Source organism: Amycolatopsis sp. NPDC005232, from assembly GCF_040607795.1.
In the GTDB taxonomy this organism is placed as follows: domain Bacteria; phylum Actinomycetota; class Actinomycetes; order Mycobacteriales; family Pseudonocardiaceae; genus Amycolatopsis.
The window spans coordinates 187,445-199,460 of sequence record NZ_JBEXHL010000016.1 but is presented as its reverse complement, the minus strand read 5'-3'; the positions used below and the strand labels follow the sequence as shown (position 1 = coordinate 199,460).

Below are 12,016 nucleotides of genomic sequence, written 5' to 3'. Positions count from 1 at the left end.
GCGCCACCGAATTTCAGCGGTGCAGCCGCCGCGGGACGATCTGCGTGACCGGGCCGTCCGGGGACTTCCCGGCACGAGACAGCCAGCCCTCGACCTCGCGGCGGACGGCATTCAACGTCGGACGACGGCGGGGCTCCTGGTCCAGCGAAGCACCCAAGATCCGCGCGTGCGCAGACCGCACCGGCAGCCGAGACACAGGCTCCGCCCGCGCAGCCGCCATCAAAGCCGCCATCGGCGTCTCCCGCGTGCCCCGCGGAGGCTGGCCGGTCAGCGCGTAACTGATGGTCGCCGCGAGCTGCCACGCGTCGGAGGCCGGGCTGGCTTGCGCGCCCATGGCCTGTTCCGGGGCGACGAAGTCGGGCGTGCCGATCATCATGCCGGTGGCGGTCATCTTGGAGTCGCCCTGGCTGCGGGCGATGCCGAAGTCGATGAGGTGGGCCAGGCCGGCCGGGTCGAGGACGATGTTGGACGGCTTGATGTCGCGGTGCAGCACGCCCTTCTCGTGGGCCGCGACGAGGGCGCCGGCCATCGTGGACCAGAGGCGGCCGGCGGCGACGTCGTCGAGGGGGCCCTGGCCGTCGACGACCTCGGCGAGCGGGCGGCCCTCCAGGTACTCCATCACCAGCGCGAGGCCGTCGGGTTCCTCGACGAGGTCGTACACCTTCACGCAGTTCGGGTGGTTCACCACGGCCAGCGCCCGGGCCTCGCGCTGCATGCGCTCCTCGGTGTCGCGGTCCGGCGCGTGCGCGATCTTCAGCGCGACAGTGCGGTTGAGCTGTGTGTCGACGGCCTCCCAGACCGTGCCGAATCCACCGTGGCCCAGGCGGCGGACACGGCGGTAACGACTACCGCCGGCACCGCGCGAGCCGGGAGGCAGCGGAACCGGGCCGGGTGCGGCGGCCAGCAACCCCGGCTCAGGCGCCGAAGCGAGCGCCGTGGCCGGATAAGGCTTGTTGACGGGCGGCGGAGGGGGCGGCAGCTGCGGACGAGGCGCGACCTGGGACACCGGCTGACGCTCCGGCGACGACAACGGCGCACGGTCCGGATCCCGGCGCGGCTCCGGCCGGTTGATCACCGACCAAGGCGGCGGCCCGACCAGGCCGACGGGGATCAGGCCCAGCACGCTGAACGGCAGGAACCCGAGCCAGAAGTGCACGGCCACGTTGGCCGTCATCCCGACGCTCGCCACCGCCATCACCACGAACGGGATCCAGAAGAACCGCGACGGCCACTTCGGCCCGCGCCGGAACGCCGTGCGCGCCTGCAGCATCACGAACAGCAGCGAGCCCGCGGGCAGCACCGTGAACGCGAGCAGGTAGATCCCGAACGACAGCTTCAGGCCCTGGTTGTAGAACAGCGCCTCGTAGACGTTGCTGCCCCCACCCAGGTACGTCTTCTGCACGCCGGCGAAACAGTAGTCGGTGCTCAGCGACGCGGCTTCGGCGTGCGACAGGCCGCCGCTCCCGCCCGCGGCGACCGAGCGGAACGACTCGGAGATGCCGTTGGACAGCAGCCACGGCAGCACCAGCACAGTGACCACGCCGATCAACCCGAACACGGTCAGCGTCGTCGCGTCGTAGCGGTTGCCCGTGCCCTTGCGGACGATGGCCACCACCAGCGCCCCCAGCGCGGGGAACAGCGCGACGAGCGCACCGGCTGTGGTCGTCGCCCAGACCCAGTCACCCGGGCAGAACCCCGGGCCGAACAGGGTGTGGGCGAACGAGAGCAGCGCGCTCGCGAATCCGCTCACCGCCTGGTTCCCCTCACTCTCGGTGGTCACGTGGTGCCACCACGCGGCCGAACTCCGTAGTCCAGCTTAGGACGCACGCCGCCTTCGCGGGGTTGCCGGGTCTATGGGTCGTGACCGTCGTGAAACCTGCGCGACACCCTCGCCAGGGCCATCATGAGTGACGGGTCCGGCCGACCGGATCGAGTGACGCTGTCGAGGGAGACACCGTGGGCGCTTATTCCGAGACCTACCGGCGCAGCCTGGACGATCCCGAGGGATTCTGGCTGGACGCGGCGAGGGCGATCGACTGGACGAAGCCACCGACGAAGGCCCTGGGCGCCTCACGGGAACCCTTCTACCGCTGGTTCCCCGACGGCGAGCTGAACACTGCGTACAACGCGCTCGACCGCCACGCCGACGGTGGCCGCGGCGCGCAGCCCGCGTTGATCTGGGACTCGCCGGTCACAGGGCAGAAGCGGCGCTACACCTACGCCGAGCTGCGCGACGAGGTGGCGGTGTTCGCGGGCGCGCTCAAGGCGCTCGGTGTGACGCGGGGCGACCGCGTGATCCTGTACCTGCCGATGATCCCCGAGGCGGTCGTCGCGATGCTGGCGTGCGCGCGGATCGGGGCGGTGCACTCGGTGGTGTTCGGCGGATTCGCGCCGAAGGAGCTCGCGGCGCGCATCGAGGACGCGAAGCCCAAGCTCGTGCTCGCCGCGTCGTGCGGGATCGAGCCGACGCGGGTGGTCGAGTACAAGCCGATCATCGACGCGGCGCTGGAGCTGACCGAGCACCAGCCGGACCACGTCGTGGTGTTCCAGCGCGAGCAGGCGCCCGCGGAGCTGTCGGGAACGGACCTGGACTGGGTGGACCTCGTCGAGACCGCGCGGCCGGCCGATCCCGTGCCGGTGAAGGCCACGGACCCGCTCTACATCCTCTACACGTCCGGCACCACCGGGAAGCCGAAGGGTGTGGTGCGCGACGCGGGTGGCCACGCCGTCGCGCTGGCCTGGTCGATGGGCGCGGTCTACGACGTCCACGCGGGCGACACGTGGTGGACGGCGTCCGACGTCGGGTGGGTCGTCGGGCACTCCTACATCGTCTACGCGCCGCTGCTGATCGGGGCGACAACCGTCCTGTACGAGGGCAAGCCCGTCGGCACTCCTGACGCCGGCGCGTTCTGGCGCGTGATCGCCGAGCATGGCGTAGAGGCGCTGTTCACCGCGCCGACGGCGTTGCGCGCGGTGAAGAAGGTCGACCCGGGCGCGGCGGAGCTCAAGAAGTACAACCTGGCCAAGTTCCGCACGCTCTTCATGGCCGGCGAGCGCCTCGACCCCGAGACCTACCACTGGGCGAGCGACATCCTCGGCACGCCGGTGATCGACCACTGGTGGCAGACGGAAACGGGCTGGCCGATCGCCGCCAACCCGCGCGGCCTCGAGCCGATGCCCGTGAAGCCCGGGTCGGCGACGAAACCCGTGCCAGGCTGGGACGTGCGCGTGCTCGACCAGGGCGGCGACGAGCTGCCCGCGGGCCGCGAGGGTGCGATCGTGATCAAGCTGCCGCTGCCGCCCGGCTCGCTGCCCACGCTGTGGGGTGACGACGAGCGCTACCGCGAGGCCTACCTGGCGCGCTTCCCCGGCTACTACCTCACCGGCGACTCCGGTTACCTCGACGAAGACGGCTACCTGTTCGTGATGGGCCGCACCGACGACGTGATCAACGTGGCCGGCCACCGCCTGTCGACGGGATCGATGGAGGCCGCGCTCGCGTCTCACCCGGCCGTGGCGGAGTGCGCGGTGATCGGGGTCGCCGACGAGCTCAAGGGCCAGGTGCCGCGCGGGTTCGTGGTGCTGAAGGCGGGCGTGGACGTCGACGAAGGGCAGCTGCACGACGAGCTCGTGGCCGTGGTGCGCCGCGATGTCGGGCCGGTGGCGGCGTTCCGTGACGTGGCCGTGGTCGAGGCGCTGCCGAAGACGCGTTCGGGGAAGATCCTGCGCAAGACCATGCGCGGGATCGCCAACGGACGCGAGGAGCCGGTGCCCTCGACGATCGAGGACCCGGCGGTGCTCGACGCCCTGCGGGCCGTGCTGCAGCGCTGACATTTCTCCAAGACGGGCGGCGGTGCGCGGGCGCATCGTCGCCGGTATGAACGACTACCTCCACGTGGTCCACGACGGCCCGGCCGACGCGCCGCCGCTGCTGCTCATCCACGGCTCGGGAGCAACGAGCGGCTCCTGGAGCGAGGTGGTGCCGGCGTTGGCCGAGCGCCACCACGTCATCCGCGTCGACCTGCCCGGCTGCGGGCGGTCGACGCCGCCACCGTCGTTCGCCGTGCCGCGGCAGGCGAGCCGGGTGGCGGCGGTGCTCGACGAGCTGGGCCTCGCCCACGTCGTCGTGGCCGGGCATTCGAGCGGCGGCTACGTCGCCACCTCGCTCGCCGAACAGCGGCCTGACCTGGTGGGCTCACTCGCGTTGGTCAGCACCGGCCCGCGGCTCGACGCACTCCTGCCGCAGCCGCTGATCCTGCGGATACTGCTGGCGCCGCCGTTCGGCCCGTTGCTGTGGCGGAGGCGTTCGGACGCGGTCATCCGACGCGGAATCGGGGCGACGATGGCCCGTCCCGTGGCCATCCCGGACGACATGGTCACCGAGCTTCGCGGGACCACCTATCGCGCGTTCCGGCAGGTGCTGCACCACAACGGCGCGTACCTCGCCGAGCGCGGCCTGCCCGAGCGGCTGGCGGCGCTCGACGTGCCGGCGCTGGTGGTGTTCGGCGCGGCGGACCCGCGGTGGGACCCGTCGTCGGCGCACGACTACGACGCCGTGGCGCGCGTCGAGTACCTGCCGGGCGTCGGGCACGTGCCGCTCGTCGAGGAGCCCGCGAAGACCGGCGAGCTGCTGCTGGCCTTCGCGGCAACCCGCCTGTGACCCACGCCGTCTAGCGTGGTCACGTGCAGGCCTTCGACTGGACGGGCGTGGACATCGCGGTCCCGCCGCGACGGCTGCCGGGCATCCGCATGGCCGGGTTCCGGCAGGCGGCGCCGGCGCCCGTCGACATCACGATGGTGGCGCACCCGGCCGTCACGGTGCTCGTGGACCTGAGCGACGGCCTCGGTTACGAGGCTTTCGGACGGCGTGGGCGAGGCAGCGTCGTCGTCGGGCTGTGTCCCGGCGAGCTGCGGGCCGCCGGCCGGATCGGCGAGTGCTTGCAGATCCGGCTCGAACCGGCCGTGGCCGCGGCGCTGCTCGGGGACACGCCGAGCGGGGCGGTCTCGCTCGAGGACGTCGTGGGCCGCGACGCCGCGCGCTGGGAGGATCGGCTGCGCGCGGCGACGTCGTGGGACGACCGGTTCGCACTCGCGGCCGAGCTGCTGAGACGGCGGCTGGGGTCCCGTCGCGTCGATCCGGAGGTGGTCCAGAGCTGGCGGCAGACGTTGGCGGCTCGGGGGCTCGCCCGCGTCGAGGCGCTGGCGGACGAGGTCGGGTGGAGCCGCAAACGGCTGTGGGCGCGGTTCCGGACGCAGCTCGGCATCACGCCGAAACGTGCTGCTCGCCTGGTTCGGTTCGACCATGCCGCGCATTTGCTGGCGTCGGGGCGGGCGCCTGCCGAGGTTGCCGCGGAGAGCGGGTTCGCCGACCAGTCGCACCTGCACCACGAGGTGAAGGCGTTTTCGGGACTGACGCCCGCGGCCGTCGCGGTGGCGCCGTGGCTGGCGATCGACGACGTCGCGTGGCCCGCCGAACCGAACCGTTCGCGATGGGCGTGACGGGGCAGGCAACCGGGTGCGGGAGGTCCGGGCGATCCTTTCGGCTGTTGTCCACGACCTGCCTAGTGGTCTATACCTCTTAGGGTCTGTCTTCTCCCCGACCGGAGGTAGTCCGTGAGGAAGAGCTTGTCCAGAGCCGTGCTGGGGGCGACCGTGCTGAGCCTCGCGGCGCTCGGCCTGCCGGCGTCGGCGACGGCCGCGACCGCCGCGCCCGAACGCAGCGTCACCGACATCGTCCCGCTGCCCGTGCAGGCCAAGGCCGACCCGAAGGCGAACTTCACGCTGTCCCCACTGACCGTGATCCGCGCGGGCAAGGGCACGAACCAGGTGGCCGACTACCTGCGCGGCCTGCTGCGCCCCGACACCGGCTACCCGCTGCCGGTCGTGCCGGTGAACGCCGGCCTGCCCGCCATCTCGCTCGACCTGGGTCACGCCGACAGCCGTGTGGGCACCGAGGGTTACCAGCTGTCCGTGGCGAAATCAGGCGTGACGCTGAAGGCCAACACCGCCGACGGCCTGTTCGAGGGTGTGCAGTCGCTGCGGCAGCTGCTGCCGTCGGCGATCGAGGCGAAGAGCGTGCAGTTCCGCAAGTGGACGATCGCGGGCGGCACCGTGCTCGACTACCCGCGCTTCGGCACGCGCGGCGCGATGCTCGACGTCGCGCGGCACTTCTTCAACCCGGCGCAGGTGAAGACGTACATCGACCAGCTGGCGCAGTACAAGATCAACACCCTGCACCTGCACCTGGCCGACGACCAGGGCTGGCGCATCGAGATCAAGAGCTGGCCGCGCCTGGCGACCGAGGGCGGCAAGGGCGCCGCGGACGGCGACCCCGGCGGCTACTACACGCAGGCGCAGTACAAGGACATCGTCGCCTACGCGGCGTCGCGGCACATCACGATCGTGCCGGAGATCGACATGCCCGGTCACACGAACGCGGCCCAGTCGGTGTACGCGGAGCTCAACTGCGACGGCGTCGCGGTCCCGCCGCGCACCGACACCGAGGTCGGCTACAGCTCGCTGTGCATCGACTCGCCGACGACGTACAAGTTCGTCGAGGACGTGATCCGCGAGCTGGCGGCCATCACGCCCGGCAAGTACCTCGGCATCGGCGGCGACGAGGCGCACTCGACGTCCGACCCGGACTACAAAGCCTTCTACGCCAAGGTGAACCCGCTCGTCGCGAAGTACGGCAAGCTCATCACGGGCTGGCACGAGATCGCGAAGTCGGACCTGCCCGCCACGGCCATGCCGGAGTACTGGGACCAGGGCGGCGCGAACCCCGACCTCGCCGCGTTCGCCGCGCGCGGCGGCAAGGTGCTGATGGCGCCGTCGAACCACGCGTACCTCGACATGAAGTACACGGAGGACACGCCGCTGGGCCAGGACTGGGCCGGCCTCGTGGAGGTCAAGGACTCCTACGACTGGGATCCCGCGACGCTCGTGCCGGGCGTCGGCGAGAGCTCCGTTTCCGGTGTCGAGGCTCCACTGTGGACGGAGACCATCCGCACGAACGACAACATCGAGTACATGGCGTTCCCACGCCTGCCGGGCCTGGCTGAGATCGGCTGGTCGCAGCAGTCCGGACGCGACTGGGACACCTACCGCGTGCGGCTGGCGAAGCAGTCGCCGCGCTGGGTGGCTCAGGGGATCGACTTCTACCGCTCCCCGCAGGTGGACTGGAAGTAGTTCGTTTGACGAAGGGCCCTTTCCCTGGGTTTCTCAGGGAAAGGGCCCTCCTTTCAGCCCGCGTTGCGCATCCGCCAGCGCTCCACCGACGAGCGGATGCCGCCGGAGTACGACGCCGAAAGCGCAGGCGTCGCCAGGATCTTCTCCGCGCGCTGGACTCCCACTTCCGCGATGCGCGGCTCGAGCTGCGCGAAATTGGCGAACGCGATCAGGTGCACCTCGGCCACGGTCGGCGCTTGGGCGTCGGACTCGACCACGCGGACGGCCCCGGACGTCGGCACGCGGCCTGGCCGCAGCACGCGCAGGTACCAGCCGCACCGTCCGGAGTCGATCATTGCCGGCACGACGTCCTTGCGTCTCGTCCGCATGGCCAGCTTGAAACACGGCTGCCGCGGCTGCGACACCTGCAGCCGCGCGGCGCCCCACTCCCAGACGTCGCCGATCCGCACGCGCGTCTCGTCCGCGCCGCTCACCGCGAGGTTCTCCCCGAACGCCCCGAGCTCGACGTCGAACCCGTCAGCCGCCCACGCCGCGTAGTGCTGCGCGGGGTAGACGTAGACGGCTTTGTCGACCCCGCCGTGCACCCTCAGGTCGGCCTGCTCGTCGCCGTCGAGGTTCAGCCGCGTGAGCTCCAGCTCGGGCGCGGCCACGCGGTCCTTGACGATCGCGCTGAGCACCGGGCGATCCCGTCGCTGCCCGAGCACGGCAGGCCGTCCGACGAAAACACCGGCGAGTTCGAGTGTGGTCACGTTCGCGAAGCTAGCACGCGGCCCGCTGCAGGTCAGGTGCTTTTGGCCGCCACTGAAGCCGGCCCGCGCGGCGTACCGAGGCAGTGGTCGCAAACGCTTGCGCCGAGCGTCGCAGAACCTACCCGGCACGGTCGGCACACGACCTGGCCCGACTGGTGCGATCGGCAGAATTCGGTCGTTTTGGTGACGACACGAGCCGATTGATCTTGATTCAGGGAGTTCTGCGGTGTGGTCTGGAGCACTACTGCACGCCGGCAGGAGGGTTCCGACGATGAGACTGTGGCCCCGGCGCCGCGCCTCCCGAGCTTCGCGGCGCGCCCGCGACGACATCGCAGCGCTGATGCCCTACGGCCCGTATTCCTCCGTGCGCGTCCGCGACGACGCCCTCGAGCCTGGTGCCGAAGGGCGGAACGTCGCGTATTGCTGTTTCACCGACCCCGACGAGGCAACGCGGTGCCACGCCGCGTGGCAGCAGCACGCTCCCGCTCTGACGAGCATGCTCCTCCACGACCGCCGCAGCGCTTTCGAGCCGGATGTCGAGGGCTCTTACCTCCACGCGGACGGAACACGGCACGTCGGGCTGCCGCCCGAGATCACCGCGCTGATGACCGAGCTGGCCCCGCCGAGCGCCAAGGATCTGGCTGACCGCCACGCCCTTGAGGCCGAGCAGGTCCTCGAAGCGGTGCGGGCGGAGAAAGCCGCGTGGGAAGCGCGCCAGCCGAAGGAGGTCGTGCTGGCCGAAGCGGGCGACGACTCCCCGATCGCGCACCACGACAAGTTCATCAAGGCCACCCGGATGACGGCCGGCGGGCAGCCCGTCGATCGGGTGAAGTTCCACTTCGCCGAGTTCACTGGCGACGAGCCGGAACCGGCCATGCCCGAGCGCGGCGACACCGATGACGATCGGCGGCGCCTGGTCTGCGACGAGTTCGACGTGGCTCGCGCGCTGTGGGCGAAGGCGGTCTACCGGCGTGAGGCCACGCCGGTGCTGCGCGCCGCCGCGTCCGCCTGGCCCGAGGTCGCCGAGTCCTTCGCCCGGATCGGCCAGGCCTGGTCGGACCTCGACGACCCGCCGCACGGCTGGGAAGTCGCGGTCAAGCGCCTGCTCGACGCCCATGACCACGCGAGGCCCATCGTGGAGAACTGGGAGCACCTCCACGCCCGCAAACTGGTCACCGTCGGCGCCGAGCTGACGTACAGCAGCGGTGAGCTGACCGAGCTTCGCAAACAGCTGAGCGTCGAGCTGGGTATCGACAACATCGAGGAGTGGCACATCGGCCGCGTCGAGGACGACACCGCTGATCCGCTCAACGCCGATATCCGGGACGGGGCGAGCGTGCAACTCGAAAACCTCATCCAGCCCCAGCGCGACCGGCTCGCCCTGATCGCCGACGTCGCGGGTCGCCTGACGGCGTGAGCACAGCGGCATCCGCGGCGGCACCGGTCTGAACCGGTGGATTCAGGGGATCGGCGGTGGCCGTCTCACCGAATCCGCTTCCTCCCATGGGAAAGGACACCGGTCCGCGGCTGGCGGTGGCGCGGACGCACCGTTCGCGGCTGAGTTGAGCCTCGGCCTTGTTCCGGCGTTGCGTCAGGCTTTCGCCGTCTCCCGGATGGCTTCGTCGACGGAGCGGTGGATGGGCGGGTCGACGAACAGCTCGCGCAGGAACAGCCCGTCGAGGTGCTCGATGGTGAGACCGGGCTGCTTTCCGGTGAGGCCGTTCACGCGACCGCCGAGGCGGAACATCGCCCGGACGACGCCGGCGGGCAACGTGCGGACCGAGCGAGGCTTTCCTGCGGCGCCGGCCATGCGGGTGAGCATGTCCGTCCAGCGCAGGTTTTCCTCGACCACGGGGAGGTCCGCGCCCGAGCTGTCCTCGAGAGCGTCGACGGTCACGATGCCGACGCCCCGCGCACTCGTCGCCGCGCTGCCGCCCCGGGGCGCGAACAGCGGCGCCGACGACCGCACCCACTTCACCACCGGCACCGACCACTCCGGCACCCGCCCGGGCGCGACGCCGAACACATACGGCACCTCGATGATCGCCACCGGCAGGTCCGGCCCGGCCGTCTCGCGGGCGAGCTTCGCCTGCTCGATCCGGCTGCGCACGTACGGGTGCTTCGCCGCCAGGCCCCACTCGGGGTGCACGCGGTCGAAATACGTGTAGTACGACGCGAGCACCGCTGCCCTCGTGCACCCGACCGCGCGCGCCGCCTTCAGCAGCGCGACCACCGGCGCGACGTTGCCCGCGTGCAGCCGCGGCGCGACCGGTCCTTTGTCGACCGTCCGGTCGTCGCTGCCGCCGGCGAACACCACGCCGTCGTGGCCGGCGAGGAGCTCACGCAGGTCGTCTTCCGAAGCCGTCGTGACGTCGAGGACTCGGTCGACGCCTTCGCGGGGCGTGCGGGCCACCGTGGTCGCCTCGTGCCCGCGCAGCCTCAAACGCTCCAGCACATGGTGTCCCAGCAATCCGCTTCCACCCACCACCATGATTTTCATGGCGAAGATCATCGCGGACTGGCCCGGCATGGTCCAGCGGCCTTCACCCCACCCTCACGCCGGGCCGCGGCGGCAAGGCCCGCAGCGCCCACACGGACACCAGCACCGCCACGACGAGCACCACCACGCCCTCGATCAACGCCGCGGCCGCCACTTCACCGGAGCCGGGGAACGACGCGAGGTCCAGCGCCGTCGCGAGCCGCACCACCGAGACCGCCGCCCCCAGCAACGCCAGCGCCAACGTCACCGGCCTGCCGTGCGCCGGCGGCCAGAACAGCGGCACCAGCGCGAGCCCGTACCAAGCCACGCAGCACACCGCGGGCCAATCGAGCACCGAGGCTTGGTCCGGCCGCGTGGCACCCACCAGCATCACCAGCACCGCCGCCCCGAACGCGACGGCCAACACCACCAGCCACGGCCGCGTGTCCCGCGCCGGCGCGTCCTCGTGGAACGCCGAGATCCCCAGCACCAGCCCGACCCCGAGCAACACGGCCACCCACTGGCTCACTACGAACGACGATGCCCCACCAACCGCCTCGACCGTCGTCCGCACCGCCGAGACAGCCGCGCTCGCGACCCCGACGAGCGCCGCCGCCCGCCCGGCCTGGAACCGTCCGAAGAGGACGAACAAGAACGCGACCAGCCACGGCCCCGCGAAGAAATCGAACGCCGACGGCGCGGCCAGCACGAGCAGCCCACCCAGCACCGCCACCCGCACCCCGGCCCCGACGGCCAGCGACCGCTCGGGCGCACCGCCGCCCCCGAGCCTGAGGCGCAACGCGAGAGCCGCGACGCTCGCCACCTCGGCCAGCGCGGGCCGCCCGAACTCGGCGGCGTACTCGGCTTGGTCGAGGGTGTCGGGATGGCCTACTTCGGTTGCCGCGACCGGGTTTCCGCTCTCGAACCCAGCAGAAGTCCCGACATCTCCGGTACCCGACGTCGGCCCTGTGGCGCCCACCAGCGTCACGTCTCCACCGGCTGTCTCTCGTGCCTCAGCAAGATCGTCCAGCGCGCTGCCCAGCCCAGCCTGATCGAAATCGACAACGCCGTCGTTGACGATTTCTCCTGTCACAAAAGGGTTTCCAACCTCGACCCGCCCCAGCTCACCCGCCAGGAAGGTCGCGACCATGTCCTCCTCCCAGCACTCCCGGTACCACCGCGGCAACAGCCGCAGGACGGCTCGGTACCGTCTCTCCAGTTCCGTCACTTTCCCTCCCCAGCTACGAAGTTCATGCGTGTCTTGCCTGCCAGCCGCGCAGGCGGGCCGTTGCCGCCTCGGCGTTGGCGTGTTGGCGGGCCGCCTCGGTCGCGACCGCGTCGGCGCCTGAGCGGGTCAGGCGGTAGTAGCGGCGCAGCCTGCCCTGCAGGACCTCTTCGCGGTCGTGCTCCACGAGGCCCTCCGCGGTGAGGCGGTCGAGGGCGCCGTAGAGCGTGCCGACCTTGAGCTTCACACGCCCCTCCGACAGTTCCGCGACTTCGCCGACGATGCCGTAGCCGTGCCGCGGCTCGCCGACCAGCGCGGTGAGGATGAAGAAGACCTGCTCGGACATCGCCATGAACCCAATGTATCGCCGAGCGA

Annotated in this window: 10 protein-coding genes; 5 read left to right on the top strand and 5 right to left on the bottom strand. The window is 71.2% G+C overall.

Annotation, left to right across the window (positions count from 1 at the left end; all coding sequences use genetic code 11):
• Positions 1-13: 13 nt before the first annotated feature.
• The gene (locus tag ABZU76_RS29170) at positions 14-1,750 is read right to left on the bottom strand and encodes a serine/threonine-protein kinase (RefSeq protein WP_354875090.1); all 1,737 of its coding nucleotides are present in this window, start codon (positions 1,748-1,750) and stop codon (positions 14-16) included.
• Positions 1,751-1,956: 206 nt separating this feature from the next.
• On the opposite strand from ABZU76_RS29170, the gene ABZU76_RS29165 reads away from it, so the two are divergent.
• The 4 genes from ABZU76_RS29165 to ABZU76_RS29150 all read left to right on the top strand — a co-directional run bounded on the left by ABZU76_RS29165 (position 1,957) and on the right by ABZU76_RS29150 (position 7,188).
• A complete protein-coding gene (locus ABZU76_RS29165; protein WP_354875057.1) occupies positions 1,957-3,831 on the top strand; it encodes a propionyl-CoA synthetase in 1,875 nt (624 codons plus the stop codon).
• A gap of 46 nt (positions 3,832-3,877) precedes the next feature.
• Complete coding sequence (locus ABZU76_RS29160; protein WP_354875055.1) at positions 3,878-4,660, top strand: alpha/beta fold hydrolase; 783 nt, start codon at positions 3,878-3,880, stop codon at positions 4,658-4,660.
• A gap of 23 nt (positions 4,661-4,683) precedes the next feature.
• The gene (locus ABZU76_RS29155; RefSeq protein ID WP_354875053.1) at positions 4,684-5,499 is read left to right on the top strand and encodes a helix-turn-helix domain-containing protein; all 816 of its coding nucleotides are present in this window, start codon (positions 4,684-4,686) and stop codon (positions 5,497-5,499) included.
• A gap of 114 nt (positions 5,500-5,613) precedes the next feature.
• Positions 5,614-7,188, top strand: coding sequence for a beta-N-acetylhexosaminidase (locus tag ABZU76_RS29150; protein ID WP_354875051.1), 1,575 nt, complete (start codon positions 5,614-5,616; stop codon positions 7,186-7,188).
• A gap of 53 nt (positions 7,189-7,241) precedes the next feature.
• Here ABZU76_RS29150 and ABZU76_RS29145 read toward each other — a convergent pair whose 3' ends face one another.
• Entirely contained in the window at positions 7,242-7,937 is a 696-nt protein-coding gene (locus ABZU76_RS29145) for an MOSC domain-containing protein (RefSeq protein WP_354875049.1), read from the bottom strand.
• A gap of 271 nt (positions 7,938-8,208) precedes the next feature.
• Between ABZU76_RS29145 and ABZU76_RS29140 the strand changes: the two genes are divergently transcribed.
• On the top strand, positions 8,209-9,354 hold the full coding sequence (locus ABZU76_RS29140) for a hypothetical protein (protein ID WP_354875047.1): 1,146 nt from the start codon (positions 8,209-8,211) through the stop codon (positions 9,352-9,354).
• Positions 9,355-9,528: 174 nt separating this feature from the next.
• Here ABZU76_RS29140 and ABZU76_RS29135 read toward each other — a convergent pair whose 3' ends face one another.
• The 3 genes from ABZU76_RS29135 to ABZU76_RS29125 are packed head-to-tail and all read right to left on the bottom strand — an operon-like array spanning position 9,529 to position 11,993.
• Positions 9,529-10,437, bottom strand: a complete 909-nt coding sequence (locus ABZU76_RS29135) for an NAD(P)H-binding protein (protein ID WP_354875045.1) — start codon at positions 10,435-10,437, stop codon at positions 9,529-9,531.
• Between the two features lie 43 nt (positions 10,438-10,480).
• Positions 10,481-11,644, bottom strand: a complete 1,164-nt coding sequence (locus ABZU76_RS29130) for a hypothetical protein (protein WP_354875043.1) — start codon at positions 11,642-11,644, stop codon at positions 10,481-10,483.
• A 22-nt stretch (positions 11,645-11,666) separates the two neighbouring features.
• Positions 11,667-11,993 carry a helix-turn-helix transcriptional regulator gene (locus tag ABZU76_RS29125; protein ID WP_354875041.1) on the bottom strand — a complete coding sequence of 109 codons (327 nt, stop codon included), beginning with the start codon at positions 11,991-11,993 and terminating at the stop codon, positions 11,667-11,669.
• Between the last annotated feature and the right edge of the window lie 23 nt (positions 11,994-12,016).

Excerpts from the sequence above, each read along its gene's own strand:
- ABZU76_RS29160 (WP_354875055.1), top strand. The coding sequence starts at position 3,878 with ATGAACGACTACCTCCACGTGGTCCACGACGGCCCGGCCGACGCGCCG.
- ABZU76_RS29135 (WP_354875045.1), bottom strand. The coding sequence starts at position 10,437 with ATGAAAATCATGGTGGTGGGTGGAAGCGGATTGCTGGGACACCATGTG.
- ABZU76_RS29125 (WP_354875041.1), bottom strand. The coding sequence starts at position 11,993 with ATGGCGATGTCCGAGCAGGTCTTCTTCATCCTCACCGCGCTGGTCGGC.
- ABZU76_RS29140 (WP_354875047.1), top strand. The coding sequence starts at position 8,209 with ATGAGACTGTGGCCCCGGCGCCGCGCCTCCCGAGCTTCGCGGCGCGCC.